Origin of the sequence: Comamonas fluminis (assembly GCF_019186805.1) — a bacterium.
In the GTDB taxonomy this organism is placed as follows: Bacteria; Pseudomonadota; Gammaproteobacteria; order Burkholderiales; family Burkholderiaceae_C; genus Comamonas; species Comamonas fluminis.
This window is the reverse complement of the sequence record NZ_CP066783.1, coordinates 55974-77397: the sequence shown is the minus strand read 5'-3', so window position 1 is coordinate 77397 and position 21424 is coordinate 55974. Positions and strand designations below refer to the sequence as shown.

22 protein-coding genes are annotated in these 21424 nt (G+C 60.9%); 2 read left to right on the top strand and 20 right to left on the bottom strand.

Translation table 11 applies throughout. The features are described from left to right. Positions 1-29: 29 nt before the first annotated feature. The 15 genes from gorA to JDW18_RS00550 all read right to left on the bottom strand — a co-directional run bounded on the left by gorA (position 30) and on the right by JDW18_RS00550 (position 14688). On the bottom strand, positions 30-1388 hold the full coding sequence (gorA, locus tag JDW18_RS00620; protein WP_218241861.1) for a glutathione-disulfide reductase: 1359 nt from the start codon (positions 1386-1388) through the stop codon (positions 30-32). An 89-nt stretch (positions 1389-1477) separates the two neighbouring features. Continuing rightward, the gene (locus JDW18_RS00615; protein WP_218241860.1) at positions 1478-2389 is read right to left on the bottom strand and encodes a TauD/TfdA dioxygenase family protein; all 912 of its coding nucleotides are present in this window, start codon (positions 2387-2389) and stop codon (positions 1478-1480) included. 117 nt (positions 2390-2506) lie between these two features. Further along, positions 2507-3028 carry a flavin reductase family protein gene (locus JDW18_RS00610; protein WP_218241859.1) on the bottom strand — a complete coding sequence of 174 codons (522 nt, stop codon included), beginning with the start codon at positions 3026-3028 and terminating at the stop codon, positions 2507-2509. A 249-nt stretch (positions 3029-3277) separates the two neighbouring features. Beyond that, complete coding sequence (locus JDW18_RS00605; protein WP_218241858.1) at positions 3278-3910, bottom strand: 3'-5' exonuclease; 633 nt, start codon at positions 3908-3910, stop codon at positions 3278-3280. A gap of 23 nt (positions 3911-3933) precedes the next feature. Further along, positions 3934-4425 carry a homoprotocatechuate degradation operon regulator HpaR gene (hpaR, locus tag JDW18_RS00600; RefSeq protein WP_218241857.1) on the bottom strand — a complete coding sequence of 164 codons (492 nt, stop codon included), beginning with the start codon at positions 4423-4425 and terminating at the stop codon, positions 3934-3936. A gap of 82 nt (positions 4426-4507) precedes the next feature. Beyond that, entirely contained in the window at positions 4508-5326 is an 819-nt protein-coding gene (locus JDW18_RS00595) for an aldolase/citrate lyase family protein (RefSeq protein WP_218241856.1), read from the bottom strand. Positions 5327-5344: 18 nt separating this feature from the next. Next, entirely contained in the window at positions 5345-6799 is a 1455-nt protein-coding gene (locus JDW18_RS00590) for an NAD-dependent succinate-semialdehyde dehydrogenase (protein WP_218241855.1), read from the bottom strand. A gap of 44 nt (positions 6800-6843) precedes the next feature. Then, positions 6844-7677 (bottom strand): 2-oxo-hept-4-ene-1,7-dioate hydratase, encoded by an 834-nt coding sequence (gene hpaH / locus JDW18_RS00585; RefSeq protein WP_218241854.1) that lies wholly within the window; start codon positions 7675-7677, stop codon positions 6844-6846. Between the two features lie 2 nt (positions 7678-7679). Next, positions 7680-8114, bottom strand: a complete 435-nt coding sequence (locus tag JDW18_RS00580) for a 5-carboxymethyl-2-hydroxymuconate Delta-isomerase (protein WP_218241853.1) — start codon at positions 8112-8114, stop codon at positions 7680-7682. Positions 8115-8133: 19 nt separating this feature from the next. Continuing rightward, on the bottom strand, positions 8134-9057 hold the full coding sequence (gene hpaD / locus JDW18_RS00575; RefSeq protein WP_218241852.1) for a 3,4-dihydroxyphenylacetate 2,3-dioxygenase: 924 nt from the start codon (positions 9055-9057) through the stop codon (positions 8134-8136). A gap of 147 nt (positions 9058-9204) precedes the next feature. Beyond that, positions 9205-10179, bottom strand: coding sequence for a Bug family tripartite tricarboxylate transporter substrate binding protein (locus tag JDW18_RS00570; protein WP_218241851.1), 975 nt, complete (start codon positions 10177-10179; stop codon positions 9205-9207). 100 nt (positions 10180-10279) lie between these two features. Continuing rightward, positions 10280-11737, bottom strand: coding sequence for a 5-carboxymethyl-2-hydroxymuconate semialdehyde dehydrogenase (gene hpaE, locus JDW18_RS00565; protein ID WP_218241850.1), 1458 nt, complete (start codon positions 11735-11737; stop codon positions 10280-10282). Positions 11738-11763: 26 nt separating this feature from the next. Further along, positions 11764-12528: a fumarylacetoacetate hydrolase family protein gene (locus tag JDW18_RS00560; RefSeq protein ID WP_218241849.1), complete on the bottom strand. Its 765-nt coding sequence runs from the start codon at positions 12526-12528 to the stop codon at positions 11764-11766. Continuing rightward, on the bottom strand, positions 12525-13202 hold the full coding sequence (locus tag JDW18_RS00555; protein ID WP_218241848.1) for a fumarylacetoacetate hydrolase family protein: 678 nt from the start codon (positions 13200-13202) through the stop codon (positions 12525-12527). Before JDW18_RS00555 ends, JDW18_RS00560 begins: the two co-directional genes overlap by 4 nt. Positions 13203-13305: 103 nt before the next feature. Next, on the bottom strand, positions 13306-14688 hold the full coding sequence (locus tag JDW18_RS00550; protein ID WP_218241847.1) for a D-amino acid dehydrogenase: 1383 nt from the start codon (positions 14686-14688) through the stop codon (positions 13306-13308). Positions 14689-14730: 42 nt separating this feature from the next. On the opposite strand from JDW18_RS00550, the gene JDW18_RS00545 reads away from it, so the two are divergent. Next, positions 14731-15645, top strand: coding sequence for a LysR family transcriptional regulator ArgP (locus JDW18_RS00545; RefSeq protein ID WP_218241846.1), 915 nt, complete (start codon positions 14731-14733; stop codon positions 15643-15645). A gap of 182 nt (positions 15646-15827) precedes the next feature. Here JDW18_RS00545 and JDW18_RS00540 read toward each other — a convergent pair whose 3' ends face one another. Genes JDW18_RS00540 through JDW18_RS00530 form a run of 3 tightly spaced genes read right to left on the bottom strand, consistent with a single transcriptional unit; the run spans position 15828 to position 18154 of the window. Continuing rightward, positions 15828-16250, bottom strand: coding sequence for a universal stress protein (locus JDW18_RS00540; RefSeq protein ID WP_218241845.1), 423 nt, complete (start codon positions 16248-16250; stop codon positions 15828-15830). A gap of 30 nt (positions 16251-16280) precedes the next feature. After that, the gene (locus JDW18_RS00535) at positions 16281-17159 is read right to left on the bottom strand and encodes a metallophosphoesterase (RefSeq protein WP_218241844.1); all 879 of its coding nucleotides are present in this window, start codon (positions 17157-17159) and stop codon (positions 16281-16283) included. Between the two features lie 14 nt (positions 17160-17173). Next, positions 17174-18154: a LysR family transcriptional regulator gene (locus JDW18_RS00530; RefSeq protein ID WP_218241843.1), complete on the bottom strand. Its 981-nt coding sequence runs from the start codon at positions 18152-18154 to the stop codon at positions 17174-17176. Positions 18155-18288: 134 nt separating this feature from the next. On the opposite strand from JDW18_RS00530, the gene JDW18_RS00525 reads away from it, so the two are divergent. Further along, positions 18289-18732, top strand: a complete 444-nt coding sequence (locus tag JDW18_RS00525; RefSeq protein WP_218241842.1) for a hypothetical protein — start codon at positions 18289-18291, stop codon at positions 18730-18732. Between the two features lie 296 nt (positions 18733-19028). On the opposite strand, the gene JDW18_RS00520 is transcribed toward JDW18_RS00525, so the two are convergent. Next, entirely contained in the window at positions 19029-20885 is a 1857-nt protein-coding gene (locus tag JDW18_RS00520) for a phosphoenolpyruvate carboxykinase (GTP) (RefSeq protein ID WP_218241841.1), read from the bottom strand. Between the two features lie 316 nt (positions 20886-21201). Next, complete coding sequence (locus JDW18_RS00515; protein ID WP_218241840.1) at positions 21202-21339, bottom strand: hypothetical protein; 138 nt, start codon at positions 21337-21339, stop codon at positions 21202-21204. Between the last annotated feature and the right edge of the window lie 85 nt (positions 21340-21424).

Below are 21424 nucleotides of genomic sequence, written 5' to 3'. Positions count from 1 at the left end.
AAAGGAATGGGCCTGAAAAGGCCCATTTTTTATTCCCGGGTTGGCTCGCGCATGGTGACCAGCTCCTCGGCCACCGTGGGGTGTATGCCAATGGTCGCATCGAACTGCGGTTTGGTGGCACCGCATTGAAGCGCCACGGCAAAGCCCTGCATCAGCTCGCCCGCGCCCTCGCCCACCATGTGCACGCCGCGCACACGCTGGTCGGCTTTGGAGACGATGAGCTTGAGAAACACGTTTTCAGGCTCGCCGCCCATGCGGTTGCTCAGCGGGCGAAAGCTCGACTGGAAGATCTGCACCGCGCCAAAGCGCTGGCGTGCCGCCTCTTCCGACAGCCCCACCGTGCCCACCTGCGGGTGAGAGAACACCGCCGTAGGCACCAGCTCATAGTCGGGCGCGCTCTTGCCGCCATGGCCAAACAGATGGTGCGCCACGACAGTGCCTTCGGCCAGCGCCACAGGCGTCAGCGCCATGCGGTCAATCACATCGCCCACGGCGTGAATCGACGGCACACGGGTGGTGAAGTGCGAGTCCACCTCAATCGCACCCTTGTCATTGGTCTTCACGCCAGCGGCTTCCAGGCCCAGCCCGGCAGTCAGTGGCACGCGCCCGGTGGCATACATCACGCAGTCCACCACCAGTTGCTCGCCACTCTTGAGCTGCAGGTGCAGACCATCGGCCTGCTTTTCTATGGCCTGAATCTCTTCACTCCAGCGTATGGCCACGCCCTGGCGTGCCATTTCCTGCGCCAGATGCAGGCCCAGATCCGCATCAAAGCCGCGCAGCAGTTGCTGGCTGCGGTGCAGCAAGGTGGTTTCAGCCCCCAGACCATGGAAGATGGAGGCAAATTCCACCGCGATATAGCCACCGCCCACGACCACCACGCGCCGGGGTAGTTCCTTGAGGTGGAATGCCTCGTTGGAGCTGATGGCATGCTCCACACCCGGAATATCGGGCAGGCTGGGCGTTCCGCCGGTGGCGATCAGGATGTGGCGGGCGTTCAGTGTTTGGCCGTTCACAAGCACGCTATTGGGGCCTGAGAGCGTCGCGCGGCCTTGAATGACGCTGACCCCTGCCCCGGCCAGCATTTTGGCGTACACGCCGTTTAAACGCGTGATTTCGCGGTCCTTGTTGGCAATCAGCGTGGGCCAGTCGAACTGCGGCTTACCCAGCTGCCAGCCAAAGCCTTTGGCTTCTTCGGCCAGCTGGCTGAAATGTGCGGCGTGGCTGAGCAGCTTTTTGGGAATGCAGCCCACGTTGACACAGGTACCGCCCAGTTGCGCAGCTTCCACCACAGCCACCCGGGCACCCAAGCTGGCCGCCACACGGCTGGCGCGCACGCCGCCCGAGCCGCCGCCAATGACCAGAAAATCAAAATCCTGTTGCTGCATATATGTCTCTCTAACGGGATGGGGAGTGCAGAGCCGTTCACTCTAAACAGCTTCCCAATCCAGCTTGCAGCAAACGGTTTAAGCGCACATTAAAACGGCTTGTCGCCAATGACTGTGGCGCGGTGCATGCGGCGCACCGCGGGGAAATAGTCCTGAATCGCGTAATGCTGGGTGGAACGGTTGTCCCACATGGCGATGGTGTTGGGCTCCCAGTGCAGGCGCATCTGGTATTCCAGAATGCCGGGCTGGCGCAACAGATACTCCATCAGATCATGCTGCTGGGCATGGATTTCGTTGGCCGAACGGAAGCCCGAGTAGTCCGACGTGAAGTTGGAGAAATGCGTGACGAAGGTCTCGTTCACATACAGAATTTTCTTGCCGCTTTCGGGGTGGGTGCGCACCACGGGGTGCACCACGGGCGGATATTTGGAGCGGGCCTGGGCCTGCTCCTCAGGCGTCATGCGGGCACCAAAGGAGGGCAGGATGTCGTGCACGGCAAACAGCTTGGCAATCTGCTCCTTGCGCGTCTCGGGCAGCTTTTCGTAAGCCTCCTCCATATTGATCCACACCGTGTCGCCACCGACTTCGGGGCATTCCACGCAGCGCAGTATGGAGGCCATGGAAGGCGTCTCGCGCCAGGAAACATCGGTGTGATAAACGTTCTCGGTGCCGGGAATCTTGCTGTTGCCGCCCAGCAGCACCAGTTCAGGGTGGTCGGGGTGATGCGGGAAAACCGGGTGCAGTTCCAATTCGCCAAAGCGGCGGGCAAATGCCACATGTTGGGCTGCGGTGATGTTCTGGTCACGAAACACCAGCACCTTGTGTGCCACCAGGGCCTGGCGCAGTTCCTGGGCCTGGGCGTCGTTCAAAGGCTGGCGCAGATCAATGCCCGAGACTTCCACCCCGATGACGGGAGAAATTCGTTTGAGCTGGATGCCGCTGTGCCCTTGGGTAGGTACCTGGGCCTGGGTACGGATAACGCTGTCTTCGCACTCGATCATGATGAACCTCCAATGCCGTGAAGTTGTTGTCCAGAGAACCTGGGCAATCTAGGACGGGCGTTGGAAGCTCGTATCGTTCAAGCTGACTAGGTAGCTTCCCAGTCAGGCGGCTCAGGCTCAGATCGGGCCGTGTGTGTGCATATGGCCGCCGTGATAGAGCAGCGGGGAGCGGCTGGCATGGTGCTCGCAGCGCTCGACCTCACCGATGAAGAGCAGGTGATCGCCCTCCTCGTGCTGGCGCAGATTGCGGCATTCAAAGATTGCGCTGCAGCCTTCGAGCAAGGGCACTCCATGCCCCGAATCATGGTGAGGCGTGTGGCTGAAGCGGTCAGCACCCTTGCGGGCAAACAGCTCGGCCAGGGGCTTTTGCGAAGCCGACAGGACATGGACGGCGTAGTGCGTGGCCTCGCGAAACACGGGCAGGGAGTTGGCTTTCAGGCCCAGGCTCCACAGCACCAGCGAAGGCGCCAGCGACAGCGCATTGAACGAGCTGACCGTGGTGCCCACCGCATGCCCCTCGGCACTGCGCGCCGTGATGATGGTGACGCCCGTGGCGAACTGCCCCAGCGCATCGCGAAATTCGCGCTGCGAGAAAGGCTCGGCAGTACGCAGGACAGAGGTGGGCAGGGCGGAGTTCACAAAAGCAGGAGCACAAAATGGCCGCTGCAAAAGCGCGCCACGGTTCACGAACAGCAGGCCGTGAGGTCTGCAACAGCAGAGGGGGATTATCGGGCGGAACCCTCCCATTCAGGGTCCGTAAGGATTTAGGCGATCAATTCGCTCCAGCCCGCTCATCAATTCATAGCTGTCTGCGCTTTACTGTCAATGGCAAGAGGCCAAAAACCATGAAATATCAGCAGAGCCAGAAAGCGACAGCGCCGCTTCGCATCAGCCTGCTGTAAGACTGCGCTGCGCAGCCTGTTCGGCCAGCCAGGCGGGCATGCGGGCCTTGGTGCAGCGCTGCAGCTGCATCAGCAGCTCGTGCTGCGGCCAGGGCAGTGCATGGCGGGTACTCAGGTCCTGCTGCATGCGCGCCAGCAGGGCGGCTGCCATTTCTGCATCGGCCAGCGCCCTGTGCGCCCGGCCCGTGTCGGGCAGCTGCAGATAGCGCGCCAGATTGCCCAGGCTGTGGCTGGGCGCCTGCGGGTAAATGCGGCGCGACAGCAGCACTGTGCAGGCAAAGGCGTGGGGAGCGGCTTGCCCGGCCAGCGCCAGCTCGGCCTGCCAGAACTTGCTGTCAAACGATGCGTTGTGCGCCACCATGGGCGCGCTGCCCACAAAACGCGCCGCTTCGCGCATGACATCTGCGGCTGGCGGCGCGGTGCGCAGCATCTCGTTGGTAATCCCGGTCAGGTCGGTGATGAAGGGGGACACCCAGGCGCCGGTCTGCATCAGGCTCTGGTAGCGGTCCACCACGCGGCCATGCTCCAGCAGCACGATGGCGACCTCGGTCGCCCGCGCGCCCTGCGCGGGGCTCATGCCAGTGGTTTCAAAGTCGATGACGGCAATCGCAGAACTCATGCCTGCATTGTGCCGTGGCCGGGCTATTCGGCGCCCAGCTCGTCGTCGCCGGGCAGGCCCAGGCGCTGCACCACATGCTCAAGTACGTAGTACAGCTGCTCGATTTCCTTGCTGCCCACCAGCCGCTCGATCTCGGCATAGGTCTCTTCGGAGTGCGGTGCGATTTCAGCCACGATGGCGTGGCCTGCAGGGGTGAGTCCGAACTCCGAGCCACGCAGGTCACCCACATGGCGGCCGCGCTTGATCAGCTCACGTCCTTCCAGCGTCTTGAGCAGGCGCGAGAGGCTGGGCATGCTGATGAAGGTCATCTGCGACAGCTCCATGGGCCGCAGGCGGTGATCGGCGGCCGACATGGCGCGGATGACACGCCACTGCTGCTCTGTCAGGCCATGGGCGCGCAGGGAGGGGCGAAAGCGCACCATGACGGACTCACGGGCCTTGAGCAGGGCCATCGGCAGGGAACGCGCAAACGAGCGCATGGGTTCAATTGCGTTGGTTGTGTCGTGCTGAGTCATAACAAAGGTGAGGTTGCTGGCCTGATTGTATGTAAGAGCCCGGCCGCACGAACAAGCGCAAGGTCACTACTGCCCTGCGCCCTCAGTAAGTGCTGCTGGGCGCAACGGGCTTTACATCCTTGAATCGCGTTGCCAATGCGCTGGTGGCCTGCACCAGCAGGCCCGTATCCAGCCCCACGGCGACGAAGCTGCAGCCCAGCGCCAGATACTTGCGCGCCAGCTCTTCATTGGGCGTCAGAATGCCTGCGGCCTTGCCAGCCTTGCGAATGCGCGCGATGGCATCGGCAATGGCCGCTTGCACATCGGGGTGACCGGGGTTGCCCACATGGCCCATGGCGGCCGACAGATCCGCCGGGCCAATGAAGACGCCATCCACGCCTTCGGTTTCGGCAATCTCGTCCAGATTGTTCAGGCCTGCGACCGATTCCACCTGCAGCAGCATGCAGATCTGGGCATTGGCCTCGTGGTAGTAGCTGGCACGCCGCCCCCAGCCCGAAGCACGCGCCCCCGCCATGCCGCGAATGCCGCCCCGGCCATCGTCCTGCGGGTAACGCGAGCCGCGCACGATGCGCGCAGCCTGCTCGGCGGTCTCCACCATGGGCACCAGCAGCGTCTGCACGCCCATGTCCAGATACTGCTTGATCAGCATCTCGCCAACCTCGCCATGCCCCATGGGAATGCGCGCCACGGCGTGGGTTGCGGGGTAGGCCGCAATGGCCTGCAACTGGCTCAGCAGCGTCAGCGTGTCATTCGGACCATGTTCACCATCAATAAGCAGCCAGTCAAAGCCTGCTGCCGCACAAATTTCTGCCGAATACGGGCTGCCCAGGCTCTGCCAGAGTCCGATCTGCGGCTGCCCCTGGGCAATCGCAGCCTTGAAAGCATTTACGGGGGTCTGCATCACAAAATCCTCATTCGATCAGTAGCCAACACACAGGTATTTGGTGCTGACATATTCCTCGATACCCGCCGCCCCGCCTTCGCGCCCCATGCCCGACTGCTTGACGCCGCCAAACGGTGCCACGGCCGTGCTGATGATGCCGCTGTTAATGCCCACCATGCCGTATTCCAGCGCCTCGCCCACGCGCCACACACGGCCTACATCCCGGGCATAGAAGTAGGCAGCAAGACCGAACTCCGTATCGTTGGCCATGCGAATCGCATCTTCCTCAGTCTTGAAGCGGAAAACCGGTGCCACAGGGCCAAAGACTTCTTCCTTGGCGATGCGCATGCCATCCTGCGCGTTGCCCAAAATCGTGGGTTCGTAAAAGCTGCGCCCCAGTGCACTGCGCTTGCCGCCGGTGATGACCTCTGCACCCTTGGCCACAGCATCCTGCACCAGCTCCTCCACCTTCTCCACGGCCGCATCGTCAATCAGCGGGCCCTGCGTGATGCCATCCTGCGCGCCATTGCCAACCTTGAGGGCCAGCACCGCTGCTTTGAGCTTGGCCATGAAAGCGTCGTACACACCATCCTGCACCAGCAGACGATTGGCGCAAACGCAGGTCTGGCCGGTGTTGCGATATTTGGAAGCCATGGCGCCTTCCACAGCGGCATCCAGATCGGCGTCATCGAACACGATGAAGGGCGCGTTTCCACCCAGCTCCAGCGACATTTTCTTGAGCGTTGGTGCGCATTGCGCGGCCAACACACGGCCCACTTCCGTAGAGCCCGTGAAGGTGAGCTTGCGCACTGCCATGCTGCCCGTCAGCACGCCACCAATGGAGCGCGAGGATCCCGTCAGCACGCTGAAAACACCTGCGGGAACACCAGCACGCTGCGCCAGCTCGGCCAGCGCCAGCGCCGACAGCGGCGTCTGCTGCGCGGGCTTGACGATGATGGTGCAACCCGCTGCCAGCGCAGGTGCCACTTTGCGCGTAATCATGGCGGCAGGGAAGTTCCACGGTGTGATGGCAGCGCACACGCCCACGGGCTCCTTGGTCACCACAATGCGCTTGTCGCCCCAGGGCGAAGGAACGGTGGAGCCATAGATGCGGCGGGCTTCTTCTGCAAACCACTGCACATAAGAAGCTGCATAGGCAATCTCACCACGCGACTCGGCCAGCGGCTTGCCCTGCTCTGCCGTCATGATCTGCGCCAGATCTTCCTGGTTGGCCATCAGCAGCTCAAACCATTTGTGCAGCACAGCCGCGCGCTGATCGGCGGTCTTGGCCTTCCACTGCACAAAAGCACGCTCTGCAGCATTGATGGCAGATTGCGTTTCCGCCTCGCCCAGCTTGGGCACGGCCACCAGCAATTCGCCAGTAGCCGGGTTGTTCACGTCAATCGTGGCGCCGTCTCTGGCGGCCAGCCACTGACCATCAATCAGGCACTGGCTTTTCAGCAGGCAGGGGTCGCGTAATTGCAAGGACATTTCTCTCTCCTCATGGCCGCGCAGATCGCGCCAGCCATGCAAACTCAAACGAAGCGAAACTGCAGCTTTCCAAGCGCGCCGTAATCCGCTTCAAATTCATCGCCAGCCTTGGCTGCTACAGGCCGCGTAAACGACCCCGCCAGCACAATCTGCCCGGCCTCCAGAAACTCGCCCCATGGCGCCAGCTTGTTGGCCAGCCAGGCCACTCCAATCGCAGGGTGGCCTTGCACACCAGCAGCCAGCCCGGTCTCTTCCACCACACCGTTCTGGCGGAGGATGGCGCCGCACCATGGCAGGTCCAGACTTGCAGAATCAACGCGCTTTGCGCCCACCACAATGCCAGCGTTGGCCGCGTTGTCGCTGATGGTGTCAAACACCTTGCGCATGACCTTGGTGTGGCGGTCAAACTGCTCGATGCGCGAGTCAATGATTTCAATCGCCGGGGTGATGTATTCGGTAGAGGCCAGCACGTCTTGCAGCGTCACTTCCTTGCCACCTGCAAGACCCGGCCCGCGCAGCGGTGACTTAAGCACAAAAGCCAGCTCCACCTCCACCCGCGGCGCTATGAAATTGGATGCAATTATCTCAAGCACTGCGCCGGGTTTGGCCGTATAAAGCATGGAGTCGAGCAAAGTACCGTAGTCCGGCTCGTCGATCTGGCTGGCCATCTGCATGGCGCGTGAAGTCAGGCCGATCTTGTGGCCTATGACCTTGCGACCAGCAGCCAGTTGCATGGCCACCCAGGCACGCGAGACGCGGTAGCCATCTTCGATCGTCATGCCCGCAAAACGCTTGGAAAAATGCTCCACCTGCTGGCGCGATTTTTCGCTGGCATCGAGTTCCTGAGCCAGTTGTGTGATGAGTTCTTCAGAGAACATATTCAGTGCTTTGCAAAAAGTGGATGCAACGTGCTGTGCTTGCCGTCATAAACCTGCCCTGGCGCTTCATCGACCTGCACGGTCAGCCCCAGGTGATGCTTGTCGAACACCGGCTGCAGATGGGCTTTGGCGCATTGCAGCAGGGCATCACCAGCCTGCTTCTTGACCGCATCAGAGCGCCCGCGCCCCATGCGCAGATTGAGGTAGATAAAGCCATAGTTCCCATCACCACCGGCAGCCATGCCAGCAGCGCCGCCATCGGCCACGGCATAGTGCGGCGCGGGGTAGGCAAACACGCGCGTGCCGCCCGTGGGAAAGACCTGTGAGCCATCTTCGGCGCGCACGGTCTGCATGGTGTCCGCCAGCTTGCGGCACAGCCCCGACATGTCGGTGCAGGACTCCAGATTGCCGGTGTAGAGAATCACGACATGCGGCATGAATTCGCCTTCCTTCTTCTTAGAGTCTTGCACCCAGCGAAGCCGCTGCGCCCGCAGATGCCTGCGCGGCAGGAACGGCCGCCCCGTCCTGCGGTGTGACGGGGAATACCGCATTGAGCTGGCCTGTGCCCGAGGCCCCGAAATATGGGGTCACGATCTCGGCCTTGCCGTCATACGCCGACCAGCCCAGAGCGCCCATCAGCATGGCGGTGTCATGCATGAAACCTTCGCCATGCCCCTTCGCCGCGTACTCTGGCAGCATGCCGCAGAAAGTGGCCCATTCGCCCGCCTTCCACTGCCGGATGACTTCCTGATCGAGCTGCTCCAGAAACGGGCTCCAGATCTTGAATGCATAGTCCGGTGCCTGCCCATTCTGGGCAAAGCGATGTGACATGGAACCGCTGGCCAGAATCGCCACCGTGCCGTCGTAATGCTCTTCAATCGCACGGCGAATGGCCCAGCCCAGTCGTGCGCTGTCGTTGAGGTAATGCGCCATGCACATGGCCGATACCGACACCACCTTGAAGTGCTGATCAGCGTTCATATACCGCATGGGCACCAGCGTGCCGTATTCGGGCTCCAGCGTGGTGGCGTCATGGGCCAGTGTCTCCACACCCAGCGCATTGGCCTCGGCCGCCAGCAGCTTGCCCAGCTGCGGGTTGCCGGGAAACTCGAATGGCATATGGCTGATGAAATGCGGCAGCTCGTTGCTGGTGTACAGGCCCTTGAAGTGCGGCCCGCACAGCACGTGATAGTTGGCATTGACCAGCCAGTGCGTATCAAAAACCACCAGCGTATCCACGCCCAGATCACGGCAGCGCTGACCGATCTCCTTGAGGCCGTCAATCGCATCCTGGCGCGTGCCTTTGCGCGGGCCATCCAGCTCGCTCAGATAGATGGACGGCACATGCGTGATCTTGGCTGCCAGTGCAAGCTTTCCCATAACTTTTCCTTTGCAATCCTGACCAATGAAAGACTTTTCCGCGCCCCAAAAAACTGACGCAATTCAAGCCTAGGACAACCAGCAAGTGCCTGGGTCGGCCACGCCGCCCCGCAGCAAAGGCTGCCGTCCCCTCAGGGGGAGCCATTTCTATCCAATGCTGATATTGGCGCGGCGAATGATGTCGCCGTACTTGCCAATTTCACTGCCTACAAAGCTGGTGAACTGCGCCACGGAACCGGCTTGTGAAACCACGCCGCTTTCATTGAACACCTTGACCACATTGGGTGACGCCAGCGCCTTGCTGACCTCGGCATTCAGGCGCTGCACGATGGCGTCTGGCGTGCCCGCAGGTGCCAGCAGCCCCTGCCAGGAATTCGATTCCAGCGCCACGCCCTGCTCCGCCAGCGTGGGCACATTCGGTGCGAAGCGCGAACGCTGTCTGGTTGCCATGCCCAGCGCCACCAGCTTGCCGCTTTCGATATGGCCACGGAATTCAGACCAGTTGCCAAACATGGCGGTAACCTGACCACCCAGCAGATCGGTCAGCGCTGGCCCCTGGCCTTTGTAGGGCACGTGAATCATGTCAATGCCCATCATCTGGCACAGCAAGGCGCCAGACAGGTGCGCCGAAGTGCCGTTGCCAAACGAGGCATAGGTCAACGCACCAGACTTCGCCTGCGCCGCTTTCTTGAGGTCGTCCAGCGTCTTCAGGCCGCTCTTGGGGTGCGTGGCCAGCACATGCTCCGACAAGCCCATCAGCGCCACGGGCTGCAGGTCCTTGGTCGTGTCATAGGGCAGGTTTTTCACCAGCGTTTTATTGGCGGTAAAGCTGTTGGCAACGCAGACAAAGGTGTAGCCATCAGCAGGCTGCTTGGCCACATGGTCCACGCCAATCACCGTGCCTGCGCCAGGCTTGTTTTCCACGATGACAGGCTGGCCCAGCTGCTTGCTCAGCTCCACACCAATCAGGCGAGCCACCATGTCGGTTGTGCCTCCGGGCGTGAACGGAACCACAATGCGAACCGGCTTGCTGGGCCAGGCGCCGGGCTGTGCCATGGACAAGCCCGCCACCGACGCCAGCGAACACGCTGCGCTGGCCTGAAGAAAATGACGACGTTGCATGCTCTCTCCTGTACTTGCTAATCTTTTATATCTTCAGCGCCTTTAAATAAAGCGCTTGCAGCTATCAAATTTGATGCTTTTCCTGCTCGCCTGAAACCGCTCACACGCCCCAGTGCGGAATATGGTGGCTGCCCATGGACACGGCCACGTTTTTGGGCTCGCAGAACACTTCGTAGCTCCAGGTGCCACCTTCGCGGCCCGTGCCGCTGGCCTTGGTGCCGCCAAAGGGCTGGCGCAAATCGCGCACGTTCTGGCTGTTGACAAAGCACATGCCCGCTTCCACCGCTGCTGCCACGCGGTGGGCCTTGCCGATGTTCTCGGTCCACACATAGCTGGACAGGCCGTACTGAATGTCATTGGCCAGGCGGATCGCCTCGGCCTCGTCGCTGAACGGGATGATGCAGGCCACAGGGCCAAAGATTTCTTCCTGCGCAATGCGCATGGAATTCTGAACATCAGCAAACACCGTGGGCAGCACATAGTTGCCGTTCTTCACACGGTCGGGCAACACAGGTGCATCCAGGCCACCGCACAGCATTTGTGCGCCCTCCTTCTGGCCCAGCTCGATATAGCTGCGCACCTTGGCCAAATGGCCCTGACTGATCATGGGGCCGACGATGGTTTTCTCATCCAGCGGGTCGCCCACTGTGATGCGCTTGGCGCGTTCCACAAAGCGATCGACAAACTTGGCGTAAATGCCTTTTTGCACCAGGATGCGGCTGCCCGCGGTGCAGCGCTCGCCGTTGTTACTGAAGATCATGAACACGGCGGCGTCGAGTGCGCGTTCAAAGTCTGCATCGTCAAAAATCACGAACGGGCTCTTGCCGCCCAGCTCCATGCTGAATTTCTTGAGGCCTGCAGCCTGCACGATGCGGTTGCCGGTAGCCGTCGATCCAGTGAAGGACACGGCGCGCACATCGCGGTGCGCCACCAGCGGCTCGCCGGCGTCCTTGCCGTAGCCGTGCACCAGGTTCAGCACGCCTGCGGGTATGCCGGCCTCCAGCGCCAGCTCACCCAGACGGGCGGCGGTCATGGGCGACAGCTCGCTCATCTTGAGCACCGCCGTATTGCCAAAGGCGATGCAGGGCGCAACCTTCCAGGTGGCGGTCATGAAGGGCACGTTCCACGGCGAGATCAGCGCGCACACGCCCACGGGGTGAAACAGCGTGTAGTTCAGGTGCGTGGGCGTGGGGTAGGTGTGGCCGTCCACCCGCGTGCACATTTCGGCAAAGTAGGTGAAGTTGTCGGCCGCGCGTGGCACCAGTTGCTTGCCGGTCTGACTGATGGTCTGGCCGCAGTCGTTGGTCTCGGTTTCAGCAATTTCTGGCACATGCTTGGCGATCAGCTCGCCCAGCTTGCGCACCAGTTTTGCGCGGTCGGCGGCTGGTGTATTGGCCCATTTGGGGAAGGCGTCTTTGGCAGCAGCCACGGCGGCATCCACCTCGGCCGCACCGCCGGATGCGACTTCGGCCAGCACTTCTTGCGTGGCGGGGTTGACGGTCTCGAAATAGTCTTTTCCTGCGACTTGCTTGCCATTGATCAGGTGATCGATACGCATGGTTTTCTCCTGAAATTCTGCAGCGCTCAGCGCTGTGCCAGCAGCTCGTCGCCGCCGATGAAATTGACGAGACGGCCAACGCCTTCGATCTCGGTCACGATCTCGTCGCCCACCTTGGAATCGGCCACACCGTCGGGGGTACCGGTCAGAATCAGGTCGCCGGGATTGAGCGTCATAAAGCTCGACAAATGGGCGATCAGCGATGGGATGCTGTGCACCATGTCGCCGGTATTGCCATCCTGTTTAAGTTCACCATTGACCCAGCTACGCAGGCGCAAATTCATGGGGTCAGCAATGTCGGCAGCATCGACAAACCAGGGCCCCACGGGCGTTGCACCATCGCGGTTTTTGACACGCAGATTGGGGCGGTAAAAATTTTCCAGATAGTCCCGTATGGCGTAGTCGTTAGCCGTTACATAGCCTGCCACCACACTGTATGCGTCTTCCTTTTTGACGTTGCGGCAGGTCTTGCCAATCACCACGCCCAGCTCGCATTCAAAGTGCATGTACGTCACGTCGGACGGGCGGCGTGTGTGGCCACGGTGGCCGTTCAAGGCATTGGGGCCTTTGAGGAAAACCAGTGGTTCCTCGGGCGCTTTGTTGAAGGCGATTTCCTTGGCGTGGTCGGCGTAGTTCAGGCCCAGCGCGAAGATGGTGCCGAAGTCCATGGGCGGCAGCCAGTGCAGCTCTGAATCGGAAACCAGACGTCCATCGGGCAGCTGCACGCGGCCATCGGCGCTTTCGGTCACCGCCAGTGTCTGGCCCTGGTAGATAACGCGTCCGTGCTTCATGCCAGCTTCTCCTCAACCACGCTGTGGCTCAATTCACCAAGGCCTGGCACCACAATCCTGATCTGGTCACCCGGGCGTGCCTCAGGCGAAGCTTCACCGGGGCCCAGCAGCAGCACATCACCGGCGGCCAGAGTCATGAACTCCGTCACATCGGCAATCAACTGCGCAGCAGGTCGCACCAGGCTGGCAAAGCTGCGTTCATAAGCGCTCTGCCCATTGATGGAAATGCTGAGCGTGGCGCTTTCCAGATCAAAGCCTGCCTGCGGTGTCAGCACAGCACTCATGGGGCAAAAGCCATCGCGGTCTCGCTGGCGAATGGCGGGCCGGTAGTAGTTCTCGTGCGGCAGCGTGACATCGCTCACCACCATCAGGCCCGCTATATGGCTGAGCGCCTGATCGACAGAAACACTCGTCGCAGTTTTGCCGATCACCAGGCCGATGGTGGCATCGATGCGCACCAAGCCGGGGTCCGCAGGCACAGCAACCACCGCAGCCTCACCTGCAAAGGTGTTGCGCGGCTTGATGTAGAGCACCGGGGCCTTGGGCGCAGCCTTGTAGGGCGCGCTGTCGAACTGAGGTGACAGCCGCGCCACGGTGGCGCGGTCATTGAGCAACACGCCGTAGACGGTGCCTAGCGGCAGACCGTTGCTCAGAAGAATGGGCTGAATCTGCATGGTTGATATTTAGTTAACGTGGTAATTTTCATCCTCGCCACGCCAACTCGTCAACCGATGTAGTTCAGGGTTTTTACTAGAAATTCATTAATTTTGTGAATCATCAAGCACGCATGGATACCGCAGTCGCAGCAGGTTCATGCACTGGTGATTTGCGGCCCCAGAAGCCGAATTCGAGCGCAGGCTGCTCGCCACTCATCAGCGCAGCCATGGCCTTGCCAGAGCCTGCTCCATGCGTCCAGCCCAGTGTGCCGTGACCTGCGTTGATCCATATGCCTGCGGCCTGTGTCTCACCAATGCAGGGGATGTTGGTGGGCGTGGCAGGGCGCAGACCGCACCAGAACTGCGGGTCGCCACCTTCTTCGGGCAGGCGCGTGTCGCACACGCCAGGCATCAGCTCTTCCACGCGCTTGACCAGCATTTCGCAGCGTGCACGCGCCGTAGGCGTATCCAGCCGCATATCGAAGCCGCCCAGCTCTATGGTGCCCGCCACACGCAGATGATCGCCCAGACGACTCATGGCGACCTTGCGACTGTCATCAATCGAGGAAACCACAGGCGCTTTTTCAGGCTGCAGCAGCGGCAGCGTGGCGCTGTAACCCTTGCCCGGATAGATGGGCACATTCACACCCAGTGGCTTGAGCAGCAGCGGCGTGTAGGAGCCGCAGGCAACCACCACCGCATCCGCGCTCAGCGTGCGCGCAGCAGTGCCGCCCTCGCCACGAATCTGCACGCTGGCGGGCTTGCCTGCGCGTGCGGCCTGCAGGCTCAGAATGTCGTGCTGGTAGAGGAAGTTCACACCCGCTGCCCCACACAACTGGGCCAGTTTTTCGGTGAAGACGCGCGCATCTCCGCTTTCATCGGTTTCCGTAAACGTGCCACCGGCGATGTGATCGGAATACGGCGTAAATGCAGGCTCGATTTTCAGCAGCTCTTCGCGGCTGACGAGGCGACGCTGCACACCGTACTGGCGCATCAGTTCCACGCCTTCTGCAGCCTCGTCAAACGCTTTCTGGCTGCTGTAGAAATGGGCGATGCCACGCTCCAGTCGCTGGAACTCGATGCCGGTCTTTTTGACCATGTCTTTGAGCGCTGCATGGCTGTATGCACCCAGCGCCACAATCTGCTGCACATTGCGCGCGAACGCCTTGTCATTGCACTGGGCCAGGAACTGCAGACACCAGCGCCACTGCGCCGAATCAAGCTGCGGGCGAAACAGCAGTGGTGCTTCTTTGTCGAACATCCATTTCAGCGCCTTCCACGGCGCCTGGCGATTGGCCCAGGGCTCGCAGTAGCTGACAGAGATCTGCGCGCCGTTGGCAAAGCTGGTCTCCAGCGCGGGGCCAGCCTGGCGGTCCACCACGGTGACTTGATGGCCGCGCTCGCGCAGATGCCAGGCGGTGCTGATGCCGATAATGCCGGCGCCGAGGACGATGATGTTCATGCGCCCAGTGTCTGCACTCTTGCGGCAGACTAAAAGCATCATTAAATTTTCAGCAGTTTCATCAGTTTTACTAATGGAAATTTCATGAATTCCTGGGACCCTGCCGCACTGGAATGTCTGGCCGCCATCGTCGAAGAAGGCGGCTTTGAACGCGCTGCGCAAAAGCTGCACATCACCCAGTCCGCCGTATCTCAGCGTCTGCGTGCGCTGGAGGCGCAAGTCGGCTCGGTGCTGGTGGAGCGCACGCGCCCCGTCAAGCCGACGAGCGCGGGGCGTTTGCTGCTCAAGCATGCCAAGCAGCTGCGCCTGCTGCGCGCTGATCTGGCGCATGAATTGCAGGAGCTGGCACCACAGACGGGGCAGAGCCTGGCGGGCGAGATTGTCTCCATCGCCATCAATGCCGACAGCATTGCCACCTGGGCCATGACGGCGCTTGATGAGCTGGTGCGCAGCGGCCTGCCGCTGGAAGTGGTGGTGGACGATCAGGACTTCACGCAGGAGTTGCTGAGATCCGGTCAAGTCATGGGCTGCGTGACCACGCTGAATCAGGCACTGAGGGGCTGCACGGTGCAGCCGCTGGGCGCCATGCGCTATGTGGCCGTGGCATCGGCCGAATTCGCACAGGAGAAGCTACCGCAGGGGCTGACGCGCAAGAACTTCAACCAGCTGCCCTATCTGTCCTTCAACCGCAAGGACGATATGCAGGCGGAGTTTGTGGCACGTTTTTTAGGACTGAAAAAGCTGTCGCTGCAGCACCAGATTCTGCTGCCCAGTTGCGAAGCGCAGGTGCGTGCGGTGCGCGCTGGCTGGGGGCTTGCGGTGCTGCCGGAGTTGCTGGTGCAGCCAGCGCTGCAGGCCGGTGATCTGGTCGATGCAGCGCCCGGCCATGCGCTGCCGATTGCGCTGTTCTGGCACTGCTGGAATCTGGAGTCACGCGTGCTGACGCGGGTGAGTCAGGCCCTGCTCTCAAAGGCGCGAGAGTTGCTGAACGCGCCATGAATTCCTGTTGATGAAGCGCCCAGAAAAAAGGCCGCGCTTTGCAGCACGGCCTTGGGAATTTTCAAGTCAAACGGAGGTATCTTGATTTTTGTAGCTGGAGTCGCTCATCCATCCTTGATTTCAAGCTGCTTTGATATTGATATACAGGCACATCAAGCGCAGGCAGCTATCAGTATTGATCTTTAGCGAATCAGCAGCACGGGAATCGTGCAGCCGGCCAGCACTTGCGAGCTGACCGAGCCCATGACCAGGCGGCCCAGAGCACCGTGGCCGTGCGTGCCCATAGCGATCAGGTCGAACTTGCCTTCCTGCGCTTCCTTGATGATGGTGTCGGCAATCGGGCCGACCTTGCTGATGCTTTGCACTTCCACATTGCGCGCCTTCAGGAACTCCTGCACGGGCTGCAAAATCTTGGTGGATTCTTCGTCGTAGTACTGCTCCACCACATCCTTGCCCAGCGCAGCGCGTGCGCGGGGGGGCAGCAGCGGCTGCACGGTGATGATGGTGTATTCATGGCCGGTGCCCAGCATTTCCTGATGCGAAGTCAGGTAGGCCAGCATTTTCTGGGTGTAGGCACTGCCGTCGACGGCGAGCAAAATCTTCATGGTCAGATCCTCCTTGTTGATCACTTGAGATTAATGATTTGCAGCAACCGGCGTCTTGACTTGGCTCAAGTCAATCACGGATGCAGGCTGAAACTGTTGCTGCTCACCCTTGCGGGCGTAGCCCAGCGGATTGGCCACCACGCGGCATCGCCAGTCGCTGCCGTCGGCGCGCTGGCCGCGGGCGATGTAGTCGCTGGCGCAATGCAGATGGCCGTGCAGCCACAGATCGGCATAAGGCAGGCAGTCATCCATCACATTGCAAAAGCCCGCCGTGCCGGGCACCAGGCCATAGCGCGGATCGGCGCTGCGCAAGCTGGGTGCGAAGTGGGTGACAGCCACCGTGGGGCCATCAAAAGGCTGCTGCAGCGCGGCGCGCAACCAGTCCTGACACAGCAGGCTTTCCTCGCGCATGGGCTCGGCCAGAAAAGGCTCGCCCTGGCGCGTGCCGCCCGTTTTTTGCAGATAGAAGTTTGCTGCACGAAATGCCTTTTCGCGCAGCTTGTGCAGGCGGGTAATGTCGGTCACGCCCTCGTGCATGGCCATGGCGTCAAAGTCGCTCCACAGCGTGGTGCCGATGAAGCGCACACCGTTCATGAGTACGGTTTCGCGGTCCAGCCAGATCAGGCCCAGCGCGTCACAGGTGCGGCGCAGGCGAATGCGGGCTTCGTCAAAGTCCTGCATGTCGTATTCATGATTGCCGGGAACAAACAGCACTGGCGTGGGCCAGCTGGCGTATTGGGGCAGCGGCGAAAAGCGCTCCAGACCGAAATATTCCCCTTGAACCTGAGAGCCACTCTGGTAGGAGCCAATGTCGCCCGCCAGCACCAGCACATCGGCGCCCTGTGCAGGCCGGGCCTCGAATTGAGGGTGAACTTCAAGGTGCAGATCGGAGAGCAGCTGAATCTTCATGGCCACTAGTTTATTCAACCGTGCTGAGTTACTTGCGCAGATCCATTCGCAAAGGTGATTTCTGCGGATCGGGTCAGCGTTTTCAGCAGCCAGTCATACGCCTGGGGATGGGGGCCACGGCGGCGCCACAGCGCATCCACATGCACGGGCGTGACGTCGAAAGGCAGCTCTCGCAGAACCAGCTGTTCACCCATGCCCGTCACCGGCGCAAAGTGGCGCGGCAAGATGGTGAGCAGATCAGACTGCGCCACCACGCGCGCAGCGGTGAAGAACTGGTTGACGGTGAGCACCACTTCACGCGAGCGCCCCAGCGAGGCCAGAGCCTCATCAATAAACCCAAACGAGCGCCCCGAAAAGCTGACCAGCATATGCCGCTCGGCACAGTAGTTGTCCAGCGTGAGCTTCACATGCTCCAGCGGGTGGCCCTTGCGCATCACGCACAGGTATTCGCCTTCATACAGCCGCCGGTTATCAAAGGCCACCAGAGCTCCCGCCTGTGCACGGGCCGTCAGGTCGGCCAGCACGGCGGGAAAGTAGCCCACGGCCATGTCGGCCTCACCATCGTCCAGCAGCGGGCGCGGGTCGCGGGTAATCAGCGGCAACAGGCGGATATGGATGCCCGGCGCCTCTTTCTCCAGAATCGGATACAGCGGCGGAATCAGCGTTGCGGCGGTGGCGTCAGCCATGGCGATCACAAAAGTGGTTTCAGCCGTAGCGGGGTTGAAGTCGTCCGGCGCCAGCACGCCTTCCAGCTGCTGCATAGCCTCTCGCACCACAGGCCACAGCGCCTGGGCGCGTGGCGTGGGCTCCACGCCCTGCCCCTGGCGAACCATCAGCTCATCGCCCAGCACCTCACGCAGGCGGCGCATGGCATTGCTCACCGCGGGCTGGGTGATATTGAGCTTGTGCGCCGCACGCGTCAGGCTGCGTTCGGACATGACTTCGTCGAATACACGCAGCAGATTCAGGTCAAGCGCACGAAAGTTCAAGGACATGGCGGCCTCCAATACATCACCACTATGAATGCTACAGATTCAAAATATAAATTTGAAGATGACTAGGGTAATCCCTATAGTTCACCCTATTCCCCGGGCATGTCGCCAAAAGCGTGGGTCAAAGGGTTTCTGCCATGAGCAACTTTATTTACAACTCCTACTGTGTCGAGCACCCCGGTGAGGTGCGCATTTATCAAACGCAAGAAGAACGTCTGGCCGCCGCAGCTGCGCCCGCCCGCCGTCGCGTTGAATATCCACGCCAGCCCCTGCTGAGCTACCTGATCGCTGGTGCTGCCGTTCTGGTGCTGGTTGCCGCCAAGTGGCTGGAATCTGCCGAGCTGCAAGGCAACATCCCCATGCTGACCGCCTGGGTCGTGCTGTGGACCATGGCTTTCGCCGCCATCGCTCTGTTCTCCACACCTGCCCGCCGTGCGATTCAAATGGTTCGCTCTGCTTACCGCGCCTGGACCAAGAGCCGCCAGCAAGCCGCTGCCGACGAGCGCGTCTGGAATGCCGCTTTGCAAGACGCCCGCCTGATGGCCGACCTGGCCCGCGCCATGGATCGTCAGAGCCGCTAAGCACTCGATAGCTTCTCCACAAAAAAGCCGCTGCTCACAAGGCCAGCGGCTTTTTTCTATTCAGAATTGAATTCTCAATCAAATTGGCCTGCAGTCAGCTAACTACACTGGCTATAAGCTATAAAAACAGAAGCAAACAAAAACCCCGCAGAAAAAATCTACGGGGCTTTTTTATGGGCGCAGCCTCAACTTAGAGACAGCAAGCAAGGCCTGGGCGGCCCAGCCGCCCCGCAGCGATGCTGTCGTCCCCCTCCCGAAGAGAGAGGGGGAAGGCGCGCAGCGCCTCAGGGGGAGAGTCAAGCGCTCAAGCGCTCTTCCAGCTTAGCCTTGGTATCCAGCAAAGCCTTGGGCAAGTTGTAAGCCAGCTTGTCGAAATGCTCGCCGTGCAGCTTCATTTCTTCAGCCCAGGCCGCCTTGTCGATATTGGTCACGCTGTCGAACTGAGCGGCGTTGAAGTCCAGACCGTTCCAGTTGATTTCGGCGTACTGAGGTGCAATGCCGAAAGCCGTTTGCTGACCTTGAGCCTGGCCTTCCAGACGGTCGATCATCCACTTCAGCACGCGCATGTTTTCGCCGTAGCCAGGCCAGACGAACTTGCCTTCGGCGTTCTTGCGGAACCAGTTGGTGGTGAAGATCTTGGGCAGAGCTGCGCCCTGGGCTTCGATCTTGGCACCCAGGTCCAGCCAGTGCTGGAAGTAGTCGCTCATGTTGTAGCCAGCGAAAGGCAGCATGGCGAAGGGGTCACGACGCACCACGCCTTGCGCGCCAAAGGCTGCAGCGGTGGTTTCAGAGCCCATGGTGGCAGCCATGTACACGCCTTCGGTCCAGTCACGCGCTTCGGTGACCAGAGGCACGGTGGTGGAGCGGCGGCCGCCGAAGATCATGGCGTCGATCTTCACGCCAGCGGGATCGTCCCAGGCTTCGTCCAGCGCAGGGTTGTTGGTTGCAGCCACGGTGAAGCGGGCGTTGGGGTGGGCAGCCTTGGCGCCAGTTTCCTTGGCGATCTGGGGTGTCCAGTCATTGCCTTGCCAGTCGATCAGGTGATCGGGCAGCTTGCCCTGGTCCTTTTCCATGCCTTCCCACCACACGTCGCCGTCATCGGTCAGCGCCACGTTGGTGAAGATCACGTTCTTGTCCAGGCTCAACATGCAGTTGGGGTTGGTCAGCATATTGGTGCCAGGAGCCACGCCGAAGTAACCTGCTTCGGGATTGATAGCGCGCAGCGAGCCATCAGCCTGGGGCTTGATCCAGGCGATGTCGTCACCAATGGTGGTGACCTTCCAGCCGTCAAAAGCCTTGGGGGGCACCAGCATGGAGAAGTTGGTCTTGCCGCAGGCCGAGGGGAAAGCCGCAGCCACGTGGTACTTCTTGCCTTCGGGGTTGGTCACGCCCAGGATGAGCATGTGCTCTGCCAGCCAGCCCTGGTCCTTGCCCATGGTGGAAGCGATACGCAGCGCGAAGCACTTCTTGCCCAGCAGCGCATTGCCGCCGTAACCCGAGCCGTAAGACCAGATTTCGCGGGTTTCGGGGTAGTGAACGATGTACTTGGTCTTGCTGCAAGGCCAGGTGGTTTCGTCCTTCTGACCTGCGGCCAGAGGCGCGCCGATGGTGTGCACGCAGGGCACGAACTCGCCGTCAGTGCCGATCACGTCGTACACGGCCTTACCCATGCGGGTCATGATCTTCATGTTGACGGCCACATAGGGGCTGTCGGACAGCTCAATGCCAACGTGGGCGATGGGCGAACCCAGAGGGCCCATGGAAAAGGGCACCACATACATGGTGCGGCCAGCCATGCAGCCGTCGAACAAGGGGTTCAGCGTGGCACGCATTTCTGCGGGCTCCATCCAGTTGTTGGTGGGGCCGGCGTCTTCCTTCTTGGCAGAGCAGATATAGGTGCGGTCTTCCACGCGGGCCACGTCGGACGGGTCAGTCCAGGCCAGGTAGCTGCCGGGGCGCTTGGGCAGCTTCTTGAAAGTGCCTGCGTCCACCAGTTGCTGGCACAGGGCGTCGTATTCGGCTTGCGAGCCGTCGCACCAATGGATGTTGGCAGGCTTGCACAGGGCAGCCATTTCAGCGACCCAGGCGACGAGCTTGGGGTTTTTGACGTATTCAGGAGCCTGAATGTTCAGGCTTTGCACAGCGGCGTTCATGGGGAAGTCCTTCAATTGAAAAAACCAGTTTTTCAAAGAAGCAGGCCCGCTGCGTCTTCGAAAAAAGGCTTTCAGGCCCACCTTCCATAGCGCGTTTTCACGCTCGCAATCCGTCTGAAACAGTCACATCTGCCTTGCATTCCAAAGCAGTGGGACACCGATTCTAGGGAGGGGCTTCCGATTTGTCAGCAAATGGACTGCAATATCTATGCGTTTTAAGCATTGAAATATGCAAACAAATAAGCATTCAGAACCCAGACGGCCATAAAAAAACCCCGCCATGCGGGGTTTCCTGCGTTCGGTGCGCGAGTGGTGCTCAGGCCATGTGCACAGCGATGAAGGCCAGCAAGAACATCATTACTGCGCCGGCGGCTGGAATGATGACGGGGATATAGGGCACGACGGCTTCAACGGCGTCCTGCGGTTCATGGGTCTGGGCGTGATCCTGTGACATGCGCTGCGTGCTCCTTTTTGAACAATGACTTGCAAACATTCTGGCGCAAGGCGCTGGGCAATCCGATCAGGGAAAGCCCGTCGCA